Origin of the sequence: Paenibacillus sp. FSL K6-1217, assembly GCF_045040735.1 — a bacterium.
Taxonomy (GTDB): domain Bacteria; phylum Bacillota; class Bacilli; order Paenibacillales; family Paenibacillaceae; genus Paenibacillus_AQ.
In genome coordinates, this window is record NZ_CP150271.1 from 2,018,541 (window position 1) to 2,037,259 (window position 18,719).

The following is an 18,719-nucleotide window of genomic DNA, read 5'->3' on the forward strand; positions in this document are numbered from 1 at the left end:
TGTTGTTCCGGCAGATGCAAAACATACAAAAAAACCCCTTCCCCCAGGAAACCGTCCAATATTTCCGGGAAAAGAGGCTATTGCCAAAGATATATTGTTAAGAAAAGCTTCTCTTATACTTCCATAATAATCGGCAGGATCATCGGTCTGCGGCGGGTCTGCTCATAGAGGAAACGGCCGAGCGAGTCTTTGACACTGGTCTTCAGGGAAGCCCATTCATTGACCTTCTCACTCATCAGACGCTGCAGCGTACCCGAGACAATCCGGTTCGCTTCGTCCAAGAGGCCTTCCGATTCCCGCACATACACGAATCCGCGTGAGATGATGTCAGGACCGGAGACAATCGCTCCGTTCTGCTTGCTGAGGGTAACCACAACCACCAGAATACCATCTTGCGACAACAGCTTACGGTCACGCAGTACAATGTTGCCGACATCGCCCACACCTAGTCCGTCGATCAGCACGTTGCCTGCAGTAACCTTGCCTGCTCTGCGTGCTGCTCCTCCGGAGATCTCAATCACTTCACCAAGCTCAGTAATGAAGATATTGCTTGGCTCTACGCCAACGGATTCGGCCAGAAGCGCATGCTTGCGCTGCATCCGGTATTCGCCGTGGATAGGCATGAAGTATTTCGGCTTCATCAGGTTGAGCATCAGCTTCAGCTCTTCCTGGCTGCCGTGACCGGATACGTGAACGCCGGAGTTGGAGCCGCTGTAGATAACATTGGCACCCAGACGGAACAGTTCATCAATGGTACGGCCAACATATTTCTCATTACCCGGTACCGGTGTAGCCGCAATAATAACGGTGTCGCCCGGCAGAATGTCCACCTTGCGGTGGCTGGAACGCGCCATACGCGTCAGCGCCGACATCGGCTCGCCCTGGCTGCCTGTACACAGCACCACTACGCGGTTACCAGCCATTCTGTTCATCTCTTCAGGCTCAATCAGCATGCCGTCAGGGATATGCAGATAGCCAAGCTCGGAAGCAATGGATACTACGTTAACCATGCTTCGTCCGATAACGGTAATCTTGCGTCCGGTAGCTTCCGATGCGTTCACGACCTGCTGGATACGGTGTACGTTGGATGCAAAGGTAGCAACCACTACACGCTGTTCAGCTTTGCGGAAAATATCCTCCAGCACGATGCCGACATTCTTCTCCGAAGGTGTAAAGCCCGGCTTCTCAGCATTGGTGCTGTCTGACAGCAAGGCCAGAACACCCTTCGAGCCGATCTCAGCCATCCGGTGGAGATTGGCAAATTGGCCGTTGACTGGCGTGTGGTCGAATTTGAAGTCACCAGTGTGGACTACATTGCCCTCCGGGGTTTCGACGCATACTCCGACAGAGTCTGGAATACTGTGATTGGTTCTGAAGAAAGTAGCCTTAAGGGAAGTACCCAGTTCCACCTCTGAATTCTCGTCAATCAGAATCCGCTTAGTTTCACCGAGCAGGTTCGCTTCCTTGAGCTTGTTCTCGACAAGTCCCAAGGTAAGTCTTGTTCCATATACAGGAACATTCAGGTTCTTAAGCACATAAGACAATCCGCCAATGTGATCCTCATGGCCGTGGGTAAGGACAATGCCTCTTACCTTGTCACGGTTCTCAGTGAGGTAGGAGATATCCGGGATTACAATATCAATACCCAGCATATCTTCTTCCGGGAATTTCAGGCCGGCGTCTATTACTACAATGTCATTGCCGTACTGAACTACATACATGTTCTTCCCAATTTCGCCGACTCCGCCAAGTGCGAATATCGTCAGTTTGTCGTTGTTGTTGTTTTTTTTGGACAAATGAATCTAACCCTCCTATGATGTTGGACGTCATACTTTTTATTTGTTAACAATGAGCTTCAATATTTCAGCGGCGCTGTAATATACATCAAAATGCTGTTAACTCCTTATTCGACAAGGAATTCCCGGTAAGTCTGTATAAGCGCAGGCCTAAACTCCCGAATCCGGGCAGTAATATCCTCTTGAAGCGGGCAATTGCCCTCAAAATTCCACCACCGCGCCCCTCGCGCGTAAATCCGGCATATTTAGCACAGACTTATTCAAGGACCTATCCTGTCTCACAATGCAACAATCCGCATTGCCGGAAGATTACCGCATATTCATTTAACCGCACCAAGTCACTTAAGATCATTATACATGATTTTTTTGGCAAAAGACAAGTCACCCTGTACCTGGTCCTATTCTTTCCTTAACATTCAGCTATTATTTGAGGAAAAGACAAGCAAAAAAGTGCTGGATTGCCTGACTTTTTTAACATAGAGTTCATCCGGCAGAAATAAAGGCCAAAATAAAATCAGCTGCTTGGGACATCCACAGCATACGCAAATCGTTATTCCCTAAATAAATTAAAAACCGGCCGCTCCTGTGGAGCGGCCGGTTGCCGTTGTTACTATCGTGGACTCAATCACTATCCATCCTGCCGGGACTACCTTAGCAGAGCTGCAATGAAGGCCGCCTCTTCTGCTGTCGGTGATACCAGCGGCAGGCGGACCGAGCCGACATCCATGCCGCGCAGCCCCAGCGCATACTTCACGGCTGACGGATTGGGCAGCGGCTGCGGACATTCGAACAGCCCCTTAAAGACGGGAAACAGCTGCCGGTGAAGCTCGCCGGCCCGGCGGACATCCCCGGAAGTGAAGGCTTCGATCATCTCCAACATCTGCGCCCCTACGATATGGCTGGCCACACTAATGATCCCATACCCCCCCACAGCCAGTGTGGCGAGGCCTGCTGAATCATCTCCGGAGTAGACATGGAAGTCTTCAGGACAAGCTGAGGCAATCCATGTAATCTGATCTACCGAGGCACATTCCTTCGTAGCGACAATATTAGGAATCTCCGCCAGTCGCAGGGTGGTCGCTACACTCATGCTTACCGAAGTACGGCCTGGCACATTGTACAAGATGCAGGGCAGGGAAGTCGCAGCAGCAATCGCAGAGAAATGCTGGTAGAGCCCTTCCTGATTCGGTTTATTGTAATAAGGGACGACCAGAAGCACACCGTCCACGCCGATTCTCTCAGCTTCCTTAGTGAGTTCTATGGAATGTCTGGTGCTGTTGCTGCCGGTACCGGCAATGATTTTACAGCGTCCGGCGGCCTGCTGCTTCACAAAGGAGAACAGCTTCAGCTTCTCCTCATCGGTTAAGGTCGGCGATTCGCCGGTAGTTCCGCAGACGACGAGCGCCTCGGACTTTTGTTCCTCGATCAGATAATCGACCAGCTTTGAAGTTGCTTCCCAGTTGATTTCTCCCTCCCCGTCAAACGGGGTTACCATTGCAGTGATCAGTCTTCCGAAATCCACTTTGAATTCCTCCTTGTCAGCGGTGCAATTCAAACTTGGCATGCAGGGCTCGAACCGACTGCACCATATCTTCTTTTTTCACAAGAACCCAGATGGTTGTATTGGAATCGGCGGACTGCAGGATCTGGATATTCTGCGAGCTGAGCGCTTCGACGATATGCGCCATGATTCCCGGAACGCCGTTGATACCTCCGCCGATGACGGAGACCTTAGCACAGCCGGACAGGCTCTTGGGACGCAGGCCCAACTCCTGCAGCGCGGCAATCGCCTGCTCCGATTTGTCGTCAAATACCGTATATACGGCCTCGGTCGGCGTCACATTGATGAAGTCCACGCTGATCCCGTTATCGGCCATGCTCTTGAAGATCTGCAGCTGCACACCGGTTCCGTTGCCCTCCGGACATTCCACCGAGATCTGCGTAATATTGCTCACATACGCAACCCCTGTGACGAACCGGTCCACGACTCCGTGGGATACATCACTGAAGCCTTCCGGATGGGTCACCAGCGTCCCTTCCGCTTCGGAGAAGGTCGAGCGTACACGCACCGGAATCTGGGCCTGCATGGCAATCTCCACAGCGCGCGGATGAATGACCTTGGCTCCCTGATACGCCATATTGCAAATCTCGGTGTAGCTGACATAAGTAAGCTGCCTTGCATCTTCGACAATTCGCGGATCAGCAGTAAGAATGCCGTCCACATCCGTATAGATGTCTACCATATCTGCACGCAGTGCCGCTCCCAGCGCTGTAGCCGAGGTGTCGCTTCCTCCGCGGCCGAGAGTGGTGAAATCACCAGCTTCCGTCTGACCCTGGAAACCGGTTACTATTACTACCTTATGCTCGCGCAGTTCGCGTAGAATGCGTTCTGTCCGCACATCCAGAATTCTGGCATTGCCATAGCTGTTGTCTGTCAGGAACCCAGCTTGCGCCCCTGTCAGCACCGTTGAACGAATCCCCTCCTGCTCCAGCAGACCGCACAGATTGGCCGCCGAGATGATCTCCCCGCAGCACATCAGCAAGTCCCTTTCCCGGTCCGGCAGTGAATTGCCGCTCTGAACCGCCAGATCAAGCAGTGTATCGGTAGCGTAGGGTTCTCCCTTGCGGCCCATAGCCGAGACTACAACCACCAGGCTGAACCCGCTGGCCAGCTCCCGTTTGACATGACGGATCACATGTTCTCTGGCCACCGGTGTGGAGAGTGAGGTTCCGCCGAATTTTTGTACCAAAATACCCATGTATAATTCCTCCATTGCTTCTCTCAGCAGGCCTACTGAACTCTACGTGAAATAAATCACCCCGCGGGGCGGAAGTATTCGTAGGCGCGATAACCTGACTCTTATTATAGCGTAAAATTGTTCGTGCCGCCCCCGGGTTGGGGACGGCAGAAATGAAGCTTATGTGAGCTATGCGGAATGAAACCGTTGTACCAGCATAGGCTGCAGCTGATTCCCCTGCAGGGCGGCATAGCAGGCCTCGGGAATGAGATCCATCTGTGCTACCAGCGAATTCGGCTTGCCCTCGGGATTATCCTGTCCGAAGGGGACGAAATAGATATGTTTGGCTACCAGAAGCTTCGCAATATTCGCGGCGTTCAGACCCAGGCCATCATTCGTCGAGATCGCCAGCACCAGCGGACGCTGGTTGCGCATCTGCGATTTGGCCGCCATCAGCACCGGACTGTCCGTCATCGCGTTCGCTAATTTGCTCGTGGTGTTCCCTGTGCAGGGAGCAATCGTCAGCACATCCAGCAGCTTGGAAGGACCCAGCGGCTCCGCTTCAACAATTGTAGAAATGATATCATTCCCTGTTATATCTTTCAACTGTTTTAACCAATTTTCCGAGGTTCCAAAGCGGGTATCCGTATTCAGGACCGAAGCAGAAATAATCGGCACCACATTCGCCCCTCCATCCATGAACCGCTGAATCTGCGGCATCACCTCAGCGAAGGTGCAGTGCGAGCCGGTAATGGCATACCCTACTGTTTTTCCGTGCCAATCCATTCATTCATCCCCCCTGATTAAAGTCTCGTCCGATATCGACTGTACCAGCGCACCTGCCATAATAATCCCGGCGCTCTTAGGGGCCACTATCCCGGGCAGGCCCGGTGCCAGCATCGCCTTGATCCCGCGCTTCTCGGCATAGCGGAAATCGCATCCGCCCGGTGCGGACGCCAAATCAATAATTACGCAGTGCGGCTGAAGCCGGGACAGGACCTGTGCGTTGATAATCATACTGGGAATGGTGTTAAAAATCAGATCCGCCTCAGGTGCATGCAGCAGCAGTTCCTCCGTCATAAAAGGCTTCCAGCCCATCTCCGCTGCCCTGGCATAATGCTCCTGCTTCCTGACGCCCACTTTGACCGTTGCTCCCATTCCCTGCAGGGTTCTGGCCATGGTGAAGCCGGTCCTGCCCATCCCCAGCACCATTGAGGTGGAGCCGTGTATTGTAAAATCCGTATGCTGGACAGCCATCACCACAGCTCCCTCCGCCGTCGGAATGGAGTTGTAAATCGCCACATCGTCCCTGTTCAGCAGCTCCACCAGCTTCAGCGAGTGTCCTGCACACAAGGCGCGCAAATAGCTCTTAGCCATACCGGTGTACACGATGGCCCTGGACGGCAGGGACGCGATATGCTCCTCCTGCAGCTGGAGCCGTTCCGAAGAATACAGCGCGTTAATATACCCTTCATCATCGCAGCCGACCGCCGGCAGCACCAGCACATCCGCCTTACCAAGCAGCTCGGTCGACAGCAGTTCCAGGCTTACCCCCGGGCTTGGGGCGTCCCACTTATCGAATCCGGCAACGCTTACGGCCGCATCCATTTCCACACATTTCCGAATCACTTCAATTTGTCTCGCGTCCCCGCCCAGGAACACGATCCTGATGCCAGTAAGCATAGGGATGACGCTCCTTTCCACAACCACATTCGACTATAGAGCATCTTATGCCGGAAGCGGCCGATGGGTGATGAGCGGAGAGGAATTCCCGGGAACATGACAAAAAAGCCTGCGGTCACGCACCCGAAGGCGGAGTTTCCGCAAGCTTGTATTAACTCTTCCAATATTATTCCCGTATACTATTTGCCAGTATGCCCGAATCCGCCGGCTCCGCGCGCCGTGTCAGTCAACTCATCCACTTCCACCAGAGTCACCTCAGGTATCGTCTGGAATACCATCTGCGCGATCCGCTCGTTGCGGGCAATCGCAAACGGCTCCTGTCCGAGGTTGACCAGCAGCACCTTAATTTCACCCCGGTAGTCCGCATCGATGGTGCCCGGAGTGTTCAGGCAGGTGATCCCGTGCTTCAGGGCCAGCCCGCTGCGCGGACGGATCTGCGCCTCCAGCCCTGCCGGCATCGCCAGTGATATTCCTGTGGGGATCAGCGTCCGCTCGCCCGGAGCAAGCACCACAGGCTCTCCTACAGCCGCATACAGGTCATACCCCGAGGCCTGCTCCGACATTTTGCAGGGCAGTGAGACATCCTCATTCCCCGGAAGCTTATTAATTTGTACGTAATGTGACAAGATCATCTCTCCTAACATTGGCTATCGCTTTATCCGTGGAGCCAACCATTGCCAGAGACAACGGCTGAGCGAACATGAAGTCGAGCAGAGCATTGATATCCTCCATGGTCACCGCCCCGATTTTGGCTATCATTTCATCCAGCGTATCCTGACGGCCGAGCATCAGCTCATTTTTGCCCATCCGGTTCATCCGGCTGCCCGTGCTTTCCAGACTGAGGATCAGGCTGCCCTTGAGCTGCTCCTTGCCTTTACGCAGTTCATCCTCGCTCAGTCCGTTCACCGCCAGATCGCGCAGCATCTCTTTGATCAGCTCGGTCACTTCCTTGGTCTGCTTCGGCGCTGTCCCCGCATACACCGTGAACAATCCGCTGTCAGCCTGGGCACTGTGATACGAGAAGACGGAATACGCCAAACCGCGTTTCTCGCGGATCTCCTGGAACAGCCGGGAACTCATGCCGCCGCCGAACGCATTATTCAGCAGCGCCATAGGATATTGCAGCGGACCGCCGCTTTGGACACCCGGCAGAGAGATACAGATGTGGTTCTGCTCAGTCTTCTTCTTGTGGAATACCAGTTCGCCCTGGTATGCAGGCTCGGTCAGCACCGGCGCTTCCCCATGATTCGTGAAGGAACCGAAATGCTGCTCCAGCAACGGGATCAGCCCGTCGTTAATATTACCGGCAACGCTGATAACTGTATTCTCAATGGTGTATTGCTCTTTCATATACGCACGCAGGTCGTCAGGGGTCATCTCCAGCAGACGTTCCTTGAGTCCCAGAATAGTGTAGGCCAGCGGGTGTTCGCCGTAAGCGGCGGCACACATCAGCTCATGGACCAGATCATCCGGCGTGTCCTCGCACATGGCGATTTCCTCCAGGATGACATTCTTCTCCTTGGCCAGCTCTTCGGCATCCATCCGTGAGCGGAAGAACATATCTGCCAGCACATCCACGGCAATCGGCAGATGCTCATCCAGTACTTTGGCATAAAAGCATGTATATTCCTTCGAGGTAAATGCATTAACGTTGCCGCCAATGGCATCGAACTCTTCGGCAATATCCTTGGCGCTATAGCGGTCGGTTCCCTTAAAGAGCATATGCTCGATGAAATGGGAAATCCCGTTGTTCAGCGGGTTCTCGTTGCGGGAGCCCGTCTTGACCCAGATTCCGAAAGATACGGACCGGCCGGTCGGGATCTTCTCGGTCACTACCCGGAGTCCGTTCGATAATAATATTTTGTCCAATGTGTAATCCTCCTGGCACAGCCTCTGGTTCTGTCTGTATTTATTATTCGCGCCTCTTATCCTATCAGATATAGAGCGTTCACTCAACTTCCGCAGTCACGATACGTTCAGGAGAGAGCGTCTGACTGACGGTTCCCAGCTGCAGACCCTTGGCCCTGATCCCCCGGATCATCCCTCTCAGTGCTTGTGAGGACGAGGCTGTGGGATGCATCAGTATCAGAGTTCCCGGCTCCACCCGGCTGCTGATCTTGGCCACCACCGACTCCGGGGACGGATTGCGCCAATCCACCGTATCGAGCGTCCACAATACCGTTTTCAGTCCCAGCGAGGCAGCGATCTCCACCGTCTGCTGGTTAAAGTCGCCTGACGGCGGCGCAAACCACCTGTTCGTCACACCCAGACTCTCCTTCAGCAGCTTCTGCGTCTTCTCAATCTCGGCAGCGGCACGCGTCCGGCTGAGCGCACTCATCTTAGGATGCGTATACGCATGGTTCTCCACCTCATGACCGCGTTTCAGCATCTCTGCTGCAAGCTCCTGGTTGCGGCTCAGCCAGCTTCCGTCCAGGAAAAAAGTCACCTTCACCTTCTCCGCATCGAGAATATCCAGCATCGGCCGGATGTATTCATTCCCCCACGCCACATTAATCATCATCGAGACCATCGGCTTCGCTGGATTCCCCCGGTAGATCGGCTGCGCCCCCAGATCATCCAGCGAGACCTTAGGCTTAATCTGGCGGTACATCAGCTTGAGGCTCTCCGCAGGTCCCCGCAGCAACGCGTTCCGGTAGGTTGCCTCCACATCGATCTCAAGCCCGTTATACCCCGGTATGGCTTTCCATACCCGGTCTACTACAGCATCCACCGGCTGCGCATTTAGTGCCTCGGCCCGGCGGGTAATCTGCGCGCGCAGATCATCCTCCGCCTGATTCAGAGCATAGCTCATCACGGCTGCATCCGCCTGCGGCTTAAACCCGGCGATCATCTCTTTCACGGGTCCGTTGGTACTCCCTATTCCGATTACAACTGCGATGCAAGCCAGCACAAGCGCCGCCTTGTCCGTCTTCATGACGTCTTACCTCCCCGGCAGAAACGGTCTGTTCCGTCCCCGCACAAGGGTCAAGCCGTGCAGGGACGCCTTGTCCCAGCCTATGTATGAATGGTGCAAATTATGCATACTGCATAGATTTCACCTTCAAGCGGGTAAGGCTTAGCCGTCCTGTCAGGAGCGTACCGATGCTTGGATTTCCAGAAAAAAAGAGCCAGAACGGTACTGCTTCTGTCTCTTCTTCCTATCTATAATTGGGATGACGGAAAAGCGGCGGCGTAACTCTTACGCCTTCGCTCCGCTCTCGGAAGTCAGAACCGCTTTACGCGAGAGGTTGACACGGCCCTGCTGGTCGATCTCCGTTACCTTCACGGTAATGGTGTCGCCAATCGCCACAACATCTTCCACCTTTGCCACACGATCTGTGGAGAGTTGGGAAATATGCACGAGGCCGTCTTTGCCAGGGATCAATTCAACGAATGCGCCGAATTTCTCAATGCGTCTGACGGTACCCACATAAATCTCACCAACCACTACTTCCTTCACAATCCCTTCAATGATGCCACGGGCCTTCTGGATCATGGCTTCGTCAGAGGAACCGATGAATACGCGGCCATCCTGCTCGATGTCGATCTTGACGCCGGTCTCTTCAATGATCTTGTTGATGATTTTACCGCCAGCACCGATAACATCACGAATCTTGTCCGGGTTGATATTGATGATGATGATTTTCGGAGCATATTTGGACAGGCTCGGTCTTGGAGCAGCGATCGCTTCATTCATTTTACCAAGAATGAACATACGGCCTTCTCTTGCTTGCTCAAGTGCCTCCTGTAGAATGTTGCGGTCGATGCCGTCGATTTTGATATCCATCTGAATCGCCGTTACGCCTTCTGCTGTACCCGCTACCTTGAAGTCCATGTCGCCGAGGTGATCTTCCATACCTTGAATGTCGGTCAGGATGGAGACATGGTCCCCGTCCTTGATCAGACCCATCGCCACACCGGCTACCGGCGCCTTGATAGGCACCCCTGCATCCATCATAGCCAAGATACTGGCACAGATACTGGCCTGGGAGGTGGAGCCATTGGATTCAATCGCTTCGGATACAAGACGGATGGTGTAAGGGAATTCTGTCTCGCTTGGAATCACCTTGGACAATGCGCGTTCACCCAGTGCCCCGTGGCCGATCTCGCGGCGTCCCGGTGCTCTCAATGGACGGGCTTCCCCGACGCTGAACGGAGGGAAATTGTAATGGTGCATGAAGCGCTTGGTTTCTGCCGGATCAATACCATCCAGAATCTGCACATCACCGAGTGCGCCCAGTGTACATACGCTGAGGATCTGTGTCTGGCCGCGTGTGAAAAGACCGGAACCGTGTGTGCGCGGCAGCAGGGCTGTATCGCATTCGATCGGACGGATCTCATCCAGCTTACGTCCGTCAGGGCGAACCTTGTCATGCGTGATCAGACGTCTGACTTCATCCTTCACGATATCATGCAGGGCTTCCTTAACATCCTTAAGAAGCTCCGGAGTTTCTATGTATTTCTCTGCGAAATACGCCACTGCTTCATTGTTCACCAGATCGATAGCATCCTGACGGGCATGCTTCTCAGCGATTCTTACGGCTTCCACCAGACGGCTCTGCGCAAAAGCACGAACCTCTGTATTCACATCCGCATTCACCGCATGCAGCTTCACAGCCATCTTCTCTTTTCCGGCAACGGCTACGAGCTGCTCAATCACAGCCACAATCTTGCGGACCTCGTCATGTCCGAACATGATCGCTTCGAGCATTACATCTTCAGTCACTTCGTTGGCCTCGGCTTCAACCATCATGATGGCGTCCTTGGTACCGGCGACAACTACATAGATATCGCTGACAGCCTGCTGGGCTACATCCGGGTTGATGACGAACTCACCGTTCACACGGCCTACAGCTACGCCCCCGATAGGACCGTTGAACGGCACATCGGAAATACTCAGCGCAGCGGATGTACCGATCATGGCGGCAATATCAGGCGCACAGTCCTGATCCACACTCATTACCAGGTTCAAGACTTGAACGTCATTGCGGAACCCTTCCGGGAACAATGGACGGATCGGACGGTCGGTCAGACGGCTGGACAGAATGGCTTTCTCGCTTGGACGTCCTTCACGTTTGATGAATCCGCCCGGGATTTTGCCCACTGCATATAATCTTTCCTCATAGTTCACTGTAAGCGGGAAGAAATCCAGATCTTTAGGCTCACTGGATGCTGTAACCGTACACAATACTGATGTATCCCCGTAACGCACCATCACGGCTGCGTTCGCTTGCTTGGCCAGACGGCCTGTTTCGAGCACAAGGCGTCTTCCGCCCAGCTGCATTTCCACACGTTGTTCCATAAAACCCCTCCTTGAATGGTATAATACGTTCCTGTATGTTCTACAAGCAAAAACGGCTTGTCCTCCGGAGAGGGGTATAGCCGTTTTTGCGAATGCTATCAACTTGTCAACTGTAAAAGTTTACCCGAAATTTTCAAAAAGCAACCCGGCTGTCCCGCTGTCGCTCGTAATGAAGGACATACGGTATACAACCAGGCTGCTTTAGGGCTCTTACTTATGGAATATTAACGACGCAATCCCAGTTTTTCGATCAGGGCGCTGTAACGTCTGATGTCTTTGTTCTTCAAATACGCCAGCAGTTTACGACGTTGTCCAACCATCTTCAGCAGTCCGCGGCGGGAATGATGATCCTTCTTGTGCGTACGCAAGTGGTCAGTCAAATTAACGATGTTCTCCGTAAGGATAGCAACTTGCACCTCAGGGGATCCAGTGTCGGATTCATGAGTTTTGTGCTCGTCAATCAATTGGTGTTTACGTTCTTGAGTCAATGCCATCCTGTTCACCTCCTTCATTATAATCGCCAGTAGCCTCGTCACCGTCGGTGAGAACAAGCAACCAAGCTAAGGTTCTGCTGCTGTCATTCCAGCAACGTTAATCAGTATAGCACCTTCGCAGGCAAATGTAAACGGCTTGTCCGGAAAGATCAGGAATGATATCCCAGAAGAGCTTTGGCCGTCTCAGCATCTGCACCGATCTGTGCAATCAAAGCATCAATAGACCCGAACTTGCGCTCAGAGCGGATATAAGACACCAGTTCCACCTTAAGCTCCTGCCCATAGATATCTCCGGCAAAATCAAACAGGTGAACCTCAAAGCTTGGCGTGGTCACGCCTTCGTGAAACGTTGGCTTCACCCCGACATTCATTACCCCGTACAAGATGTCTTCCTTATAAAAGACTTTCACGGCATATACGCCCTTGGCCGGAATAACATAGCGGTCTTCAAGCTGCAGGTTCGCCGTCGGAAAGCCGATGGTCCGGCCCCGCTTCTCCCCGTGCCCCACTACACCGCGCAGGTGATAACAACGTCCAAACCAGGCATTCGCCTTATCCAGATCCCCGCTCAGCAGGCTCTTGCGGATACCGGAGCTGCTGACCTTCTCTCCGTCAAGCAGGAACGGGGCGACTGTCTCTACCTTCATCGCACCCTGTCCCAGTTCCGCCAGCATGTCCGCATCCCCCCCGCCCCTGTAACCGAAGCGGAAGTCGAACCCTACAACCGCAGTTATAATCTGCAGCGGCCGCAGCATTACAGAGACAAAGTCTGCCGGACTCACCCGGGAGAGTTCTTCATTAAATGCAATGATATATAAAAGCTCAACACCCATTCCGGCAAGCAGCTCCTGCTTATCCTTGGAGGGTGTCAAATATCCCTCGTAATCCCCTTTGCCCATAACATCCTTGGGGTGGGGGTAGAAGGTCATTACCGCTGCGGGTACGCCTGCCTCGCCGGCAAGAGCAACAGCAGATGTGATGACACTGGCATGCCCGAGGTGCAGTCCATCGAACTGTCCCAGGGCAACTACTTGAGGCTGCGCGTACTGCGCCGCCGTCTCCGGCAGCATCGGATAGTTTAACGTTACGGTTCTCACGCTGTTTCTCACCTACATTCGCAAATAAATTAAAGTTTAGAGCTGGGCAAACACCTTGACCGGGGCAATAGCACCGGCAGCCTCCAGAGCATAGATACCGAGGAACTCCCCTTGCTGATCATAGAGACGGAAATCTCCGGCTTGTGACACTTCCGGCATCACCGAACGAATCGACAGGCGCTGCCCCTGCAGGGCTGCTTTCTTCTTCTCTTCGGCAACGGTATGTCTGGGCAAATGGGAAATCGCCTCGTCGGCAGCAATCAAATGCTCATCCAGCGTGCCGGCTTCCTTGTGCTGCGCAATTTGCTCCAGAGTCAGGCAATGACTGGCCGCAATCCCGGCCGACATCGTACGCTCCAGCTTCACCATTACACCGGGAACGCCAAGTTTACGTCCGATATCAACACACAAGGTGCGGATATACGTTCCTTTGGAACATAGCGCCCGGAAGGTAATCTCCGGGTACTTGCCGTTCCAGACCATCCCTTGCATCTCAATCTCATAAATCTCCACTTCACGGCTCTTGCGTTCTACCGTCTTGCCTTCCCGGGCCAGCTCATACAGACGCTTGCCGTCCACCTTCACTGCGGAATACATCGGGGGCACCTGTGAGATCACGCCTTGGAAGGAGTTCAGGACAGTCAGCACTTCGGCTTCGGTGACCTGAACCTCCTCCACGGATTCCGTAATCGTCCCGGTCAGATCCTCAGTGTCGCTGGCCATTCCCAGCCGCAGCGTGGCCACATATTCCTTGGGCAGCTCCTGGATGTACTCCACTACCCTTGTAGCCCGGCCCAGACAGAGCGGCAGCACCCCGGTCACCTGAGGATCAAGTGTCCCGGTATGTCCGATCCGCTTCATGCCCAGAATCCGCCGTGCCTTGGCTACAACATCATGTGAAGTGAACCCTGCCGGCTTATATACAGCCAGAACTCCTGTAAGCTCACTCATAAATGTCGTTTGACCTCCTCAAGCACCAGCGCGACAGCTTCTTCCAGACTTCCGTTAATACGGGCGCCTGCTGCACGGGTGTGCCCGCCGCCACCGAAGGCCTGTGCCAGCGCCGCCACATCCACCTTGCCCGCTGAACGCAGACTGGCCTTCACTGCATGGGCATCAATGACCTTGAACAGAATGCCTACCTCTACCCCGCGGATATTGCGGGGATAGTTGACAATCCCTTCAAGATCCTCATTGGCTGCTCCGCAGTCCAGCATATCCTGAGGCGTAACATATACCCAGGCTATATCCCCTTCAGGACTGAGCTGTAGTGTGCTGAGTGCCCGGTTCAGCACCTTCACCTGGGGAAGCGTCATCTCTTCCAGCAGGGTCTCGGCGAGATCCGGTCCATTCACGCCCAGTGCCAGCAGCTCGGATACCGCCGCCATCACCTTGGGAGAAGTATTGCTGTAGCGGAAACCGCCGGTATCCGTTAACAGCCCGGTATAAATAGCGGTGGCAATATCAATATCCCACTCCATCTCAAAGGTCTTCAGCAGATCGAACAGAATCTCAGCTGTCGCTGCTGCATCCGGCTTAATGAGGTTCACCGCGCCATAGCCGTTATTGGTTGGATGATGGTCAATGTTCAAGATCAGTGCATCACTGGTGAAGTACTGCTGGGTCATCCCCACCCGCTGGAAATCCGCACAATCGACACAAATCACATGGCTGTACTGGCGGGGCAAAGGCTCCTCAGACAAATTGGCAATCTGATCGGCATGCCACAGATATTCCATTCGCTGCGGAATCTGACCCTCGTTCAGCATCAGATATTTTTTGCCCAGACATGAGAGAAGCCAGCCCACCGCGAGGGTGGAGCTGACTGCATCTCCGTCCGGCTGAACATGCGACACTACAAGATAATCGTCGTGTTCCAGCAGAAACTTACGCGTCTGCTGGAGACTTTGTTCATAGCTCTGCATTCGCCGTCTCCTTTATGTTCCGTAGCCTATTCGTTTTTGCCGATTTCGCCGAGCAGCTTCTCAATGTGACTTCCGTAAGCAACGGATTCATCAATCTTGAAGATCAGCTCAGGCGTATGGCGCAGGCGGATCGCTTTGCCAAGCTCCGAGCGGAGAAAGCCGTTGGCTTTCTCAATCGCTCTCAGCGAGTCTGACTTCTGCTCCTCGTCCCCGAATACGCTCAGGTATACCTTGGCCTGTGACAGATCGTTCGTCACATCTACGCCAGTTACCGTTACGAACCCGACACGCGGGTCCTTCAGTCCGCTCTGGATAAGCTGGCTCAGCTCTTTCTTGATCTGCTCGCCAACCCGTCCGGCTCTGATTTTAGACATCTTAATTCACCTCTTCGCTTAGCGCTCTACCGTTTCCATGATGAATGCTTCGATAATGTCGCCTTCAACGACATCATTATAGCGTTCCAAAGTTATGCCACATTCATAACCCTGTGCCACTTCTTTTGCATCATCTTTGAAACGCTTCAAGGTGTCGATTTTGCCTGTAAAGACAACAATACCGCTGCGGATCAGGCGCATTTCAGCATTGCGGGTAATTTTGCCGTCAGTAACCATACAGCCTGCGACACTGCCCACTTTGCTGATTTTGAATACACTGCGCACTTCGGCATGGCCGATAACGCTCTCTTTATAGATAGGATCAAGCATGCCCTTCATGGCACTTTCAATCTCTTCAATGACATTGTAGATGATGTTATGCAGACGCACATCCACCTTCTCCTGCTCAGCCGCCGCTTTCGTCTGGGCATCCGGACGAACGTTGAAGCCGATTACGATTGCATTGGAGGCTGCTGCCAGAGTAATATCGGATTCCGTAATCGCACCGGCACCGCTGTGAAGGATCTTCACGCGTACGCCTTCGACTTCGATCTTGGCCAAGGAGCCCTTGAGCGCCTCTACCGAACCTTGAACGTCAGCCTTGATAATTACATTGAGATCCTTGATCTCGCCGTCTTTGATGTGCTTGAACAGATCATCCAGCGTAACGCGGGTGTTCGTGTTCAGCTCGGACTGGCGCTGTGTTATAGAACGTCTGTCAGCGATGGACCGTGCTTTACGTTCATCTTCGAAGGCCATGAACGGATCGCCCGCCTGCGGCACTTCGGTCAGACCGGTAATTTCCACCGGAGTGGAAGGTCCCGCTTCCTTGATTTTGCGTCCCTTGTCATTCACCATGGCGCGCACGCGGCCGAAGCAGTTACCGGCTACAAAGGCGTCTCCGACCTTCAACGTACCGTTCTGCACGAGGATACGGGCAACCGGTCCACGGTTTTTGTCAAGCTCAGCTTCTATAACAGTACCGCGTGCCCGTTTGTCCGGGTTCGCCTTGTACTCATTCACTTCAGCAACGAGCAGAATCATCTCCAGCAGCTCTTCAAGATTAATACGCTGCTTGGCGGACAGGTTGACGAAGATCGTGTCGCCGCCCCACTCTTCCGGAACCAGCTCATAGCTTGTAAGCTCCTGCTTCACCTTGTCAGGGTCTGCGCCCGGCTTGTCGATCTTGTTGACTGCAACGATGATCGGAAGTCCGGCTGCCTTGGCATGGTTGATCGCTTCTACCGTCTGAGGCATAACGCCGTCATCGGCAGCTACGACGATAATCGTCATATCTGTGACCTGGGCACCACGGGCACGCATAGCGGTGAACGCCTCATGGCCCGGTGTATCCAGGAATGTGATTTTCTTGTGGTTGATTTCGACTTGGTACGCACCGATATGCTGCGTAATTCCGCCTGCTTCGCCGCCGCTCACATTCGTGGAACGGATGGCATCGAGCAAGGTTGTTTTACCATGGTCAACGTGACCCATGATGGTTACAACCGGTGGACGGGTCATCAGTTCCTCTTCGGTATCATTCTCTTCCACAGTCTCGAAGCTGTCTTCATCTACCGGGATCTTCACTTCTACTTCTACGCCAAATTCGCCGGCCAGCAGCAGAATCGTATCGATATCAAGCTCCTGATTGATCGTCGCCATAACTCCCATCGAGATCAGCTTCTTGATTACTTCCGAAGCATCCTTGTGAAGCAGCTTCGCGGTTTCACCGACAGTCATGCTGCCGCGGACAATGATCTTCTTAGGTGTGTTGTCAATCTTCTCACGATATACGGTCGGCTGGTTTCTGCCGCGGTTGTTCTTGCCGCCACGGCCACGATAGTTGCCGCCTTTGTTGTCGTCGTAACGTTTCTGGCCGCTGTTGTTGCCGCCAGGTCTGCCGCCGGTGGTATTCTTCTTAGGCCCGTCGCTGCGTGAGAAGCCTCCGCCCGCATTGCCTTGACCTTGCGGACGGTCACCCGTACGCGGTGCGCCGCCTTGTCCTTGCGGACGGCTGCCGCTAGTGGAGCTGCCTTGCGGACGGCTGCCGGTAGTGCTGCTCTGCGGACGGCTGCCAGTGGAGCTGCCTTGCGGACGGCTTCCAGTGGAGCTGCCCTGTGGACGGCTTCCAGTGGAGCTGCCCTGTGGACGGCTTCCAGTGGAACTGCCCTGCGGACGGTTGCCGCTAGTGGAGCTGCCTTGCGGGCGGCTGCCAGTGGTGCTGCTCTGTGGGCGGCTGCTGCTTGAACTGCCCTGAGGGCGGGAGTTCTGTGCTGCGCCTGTTGTTTGTGTTCTGCGGGATTCTTGTCCGCTTTGGGGCCTTGGGGACGTCGTCGATTGGTTGTTGTTTTGGTTACTGTTCATACCTACCTGCTTTTCCGATTGAATTTTGTTGGTATTCTGAGCACTATGGGATTCGGCGGATACCGCACCGGTAGTCACTACCGGACGGCTGCTGGTGCCGGTGTCCCGCTTGGCTGCAGCGTTTGATTTGATGTCCTTGAAGAACTGTTCAACTTTGTTCACGGAGCCATTCTCCATGACACTCATATGATTATTCACCGGGACATTCAAACGCTTCAGAATGGTAATAATTTCTTTACTGCTCATGTTCAAAGACTTTGCATATTCGTATACGCGCAGCTTATCCTTATTGTCTTCTTTAGTCAATAACTCCACCTCCGACAGTATCTCCAAGCGTTCTGGAGATCATTTCCGCGAATCCTTTATCCGTAACGGCCAGCACTACGCGCTGGTCCTTACCAATACTTGCACCGAGTTCATCCCGGTGAAATGCGATTACTAGTGGAATATCGTAGGTTCCGCATTTATCGCGGAACTTCTTCTGGGTATTATCTGAAGCGTCACCTGCCAGGACGACCAGCTTCGCCTCTGAAGACCGCACTGCCTTAAGCACAGCCTCATCGCCGGTGACAATCTTGCCTGCTCTCATCGCAAGCCCTAAATAAGAAAGTGTCTTACTCATTGTCCTCACTATCCTTCGCTGCCAAAAACTGCTCCTCCACGGATGCAAAATCCCGGGCAAGCTGGGCATAGATTTCAGGACTGACCTGACATTTCAATGCCCGGTCAAGTGCTTTGGTCTTCTGTGCTAGCTTAAAGTATTCCAGTTTGCCGCATATATAAGCACCACGGCCCGACTTCTTGCCTGTCAGGTCGATCAGCACCTCGCCTTCCGGCGTTCTCACCACTCGAATCAGCTCTTTTTTGGGCATCATCTCCTGGCTGGCAACACATTTACGCAGCGGCACCTTTCTTTGCTTCATAACAAAGCACCTCCCGTCAGTCA

General features: G+C 53.7%; 17 protein-coding genes. All 17 read right to left on the bottom strand.

Annotation, left to right across the window (positions count from 1 at the left end; genetic code table 11):
• Positions 1-113: 113 nt before the first annotated feature.
• Positions 114-1,796: a ribonuclease J gene (locus MHH28_RS08895; protein ID WP_405114047.1), complete on the bottom strand. Its 1,683-nt coding sequence runs from the start codon at positions 1,794-1,796 to the stop codon at positions 114-116.
• 646 nt (positions 1,797-2,442) lie between these two features.
• Positions 2,443-3,318 (bottom strand): 4-hydroxy-tetrahydrodipicolinate synthase, encoded by an 876-nt coding sequence (gene dapA / locus MHH28_RS08900; protein WP_405114049.1) that lies wholly within the window; start codon positions 3,316-3,318, stop codon positions 2,443-2,445.
• 16 nt (positions 3,319-3,334) lie between these two features.
• Positions 3,335-4,555, bottom strand: coding sequence for an aspartate kinase (dapG, locus tag MHH28_RS08905; protein WP_036692638.1), 1,221 nt, complete (start codon positions 4,553-4,555; stop codon positions 3,335-3,337).
• Between the two features lie 168 nt (positions 4,556-4,723).
• Positions 4,724-5,320 (bottom strand): dipicolinate synthase subunit B, encoded by a 597-nt coding sequence (locus MHH28_RS08910; RefSeq protein ID WP_405114052.1) that lies wholly within the window; start codon positions 5,318-5,320, stop codon positions 4,724-4,726.
• A complete protein-coding gene (gene dpsA, locus MHH28_RS08915; RefSeq protein WP_405114054.1) occupies positions 5,321-6,217 on the bottom strand; it encodes a dipicolinate synthase subunit DpsA in 897 nt (298 codons plus the stop codon).
• Positions 6,218-6,396: 179 nt separating this feature from the next.
• On the bottom strand, positions 6,397-6,843 hold the full coding sequence (dut, locus tag MHH28_RS08920) for a dUTP diphosphatase (protein ID WP_405114056.1): 447 nt from the start codon (positions 6,841-6,843) through the stop codon (positions 6,397-6,399).
• Positions 6,821-8,086: a M16 family metallopeptidase gene (locus tag MHH28_RS08925; protein WP_405114058.1), complete on the bottom strand. Its 1,266-nt coding sequence runs from the start codon at positions 8,084-8,086 to the stop codon at positions 6,821-6,823. The genes dut and MHH28_RS08925 overlap by 23 nt, the downstream gene beginning before the upstream one ends.
• Before the next feature lie 79 nt (positions 8,087-8,165).
• Positions 8,166-9,152: a polysaccharide deacetylase family protein gene (locus tag MHH28_RS08930; protein WP_405114059.1), complete on the bottom strand. Its 987-nt coding sequence runs from the start codon at positions 9,150-9,152 to the stop codon at positions 8,166-8,168.
• A gap of 264 nt (positions 9,153-9,416) precedes the next feature.
• Positions 9,417-11,519: a polyribonucleotide nucleotidyltransferase gene (gene pnp, locus MHH28_RS08935; protein ID WP_405114061.1), complete on the bottom strand. Its 2,103-nt coding sequence runs from the start codon at positions 11,517-11,519 to the stop codon at positions 9,417-9,419.
• Positions 11,520-11,743: 224 nt separating this feature from the next.
• Positions 11,744-12,013 carry a 30S ribosomal protein S15 gene (gene rpsO / locus MHH28_RS08940; RefSeq protein ID WP_019910460.1) on the bottom strand — a complete coding sequence of 90 codons (270 nt, stop codon included), beginning with the start codon at positions 12,011-12,013 and terminating at the stop codon, positions 11,744-11,746.
• A 149-nt stretch (positions 12,014-12,162) separates the two neighbouring features.
• Positions 12,163-13,110 (bottom strand): bifunctional riboflavin kinase/FAD synthetase, encoded by a 948-nt coding sequence (locus MHH28_RS08945; RefSeq protein WP_405114063.1) that lies wholly within the window; start codon positions 13,108-13,110, stop codon positions 12,163-12,165.
• Positions 13,111-13,146: 36 nt separating this feature from the next.
• A complete protein-coding gene (truB, locus tag MHH28_RS08950) occupies positions 13,147-14,061 on the bottom strand; it encodes a tRNA pseudouridine(55) synthase TruB (RefSeq protein WP_405114065.1) in 915 nt (304 codons plus the stop codon).
• Positions 14,058-15,035 carry a bifunctional oligoribonuclease/PAP phosphatase NrnA gene (locus MHH28_RS08955; RefSeq protein WP_405114067.1) on the bottom strand — a complete coding sequence of 326 codons (978 nt, stop codon included), beginning with the start codon at positions 15,033-15,035 and terminating at the stop codon, positions 14,058-14,060. Before MHH28_RS08955 ends, truB begins: the two co-directional genes overlap by 4 nt.
• A 26-nt stretch (positions 15,036-15,061) precedes the next feature.
• Positions 15,062-15,409 carry a 30S ribosome-binding factor RbfA gene (rbfA, locus tag MHH28_RS08960; RefSeq protein ID WP_036692621.1) on the bottom strand — a complete coding sequence of 116 codons (348 nt, stop codon included), beginning with the start codon at positions 15,407-15,409 and terminating at the stop codon, positions 15,062-15,064.
• Between the two features lie 18 nt (positions 15,410-15,427).
• Positions 15,428-18,079, bottom strand: coding sequence for a translation initiation factor IF-2 (infB, locus tag MHH28_RS08965; RefSeq protein WP_405114070.1), 2,652 nt, complete (start codon positions 18,077-18,079; stop codon positions 15,428-15,430).
• Positions 18,072-18,395, bottom strand: coding sequence for a YlxQ family RNA-binding protein (locus MHH28_RS08970; RefSeq protein ID WP_036724725.1), 324 nt, complete (start codon positions 18,393-18,395; stop codon positions 18,072-18,074). Before MHH28_RS08970 ends, infB begins: the two co-directional genes overlap by 8 nt.
• Positions 18,388-18,696 carry an RNase P modulator RnpM gene (gene rnpM / locus MHH28_RS08975; RefSeq protein ID WP_036692616.1) on the bottom strand — a complete coding sequence of 103 codons (309 nt, stop codon included), beginning with the start codon at positions 18,694-18,696 and terminating at the stop codon, positions 18,388-18,390. The genes MHH28_RS08970 and rnpM overlap by 8 nt, the downstream gene beginning before the upstream one ends.
• Positions 18,697-18,719 lie beyond the last annotated feature (23 nt).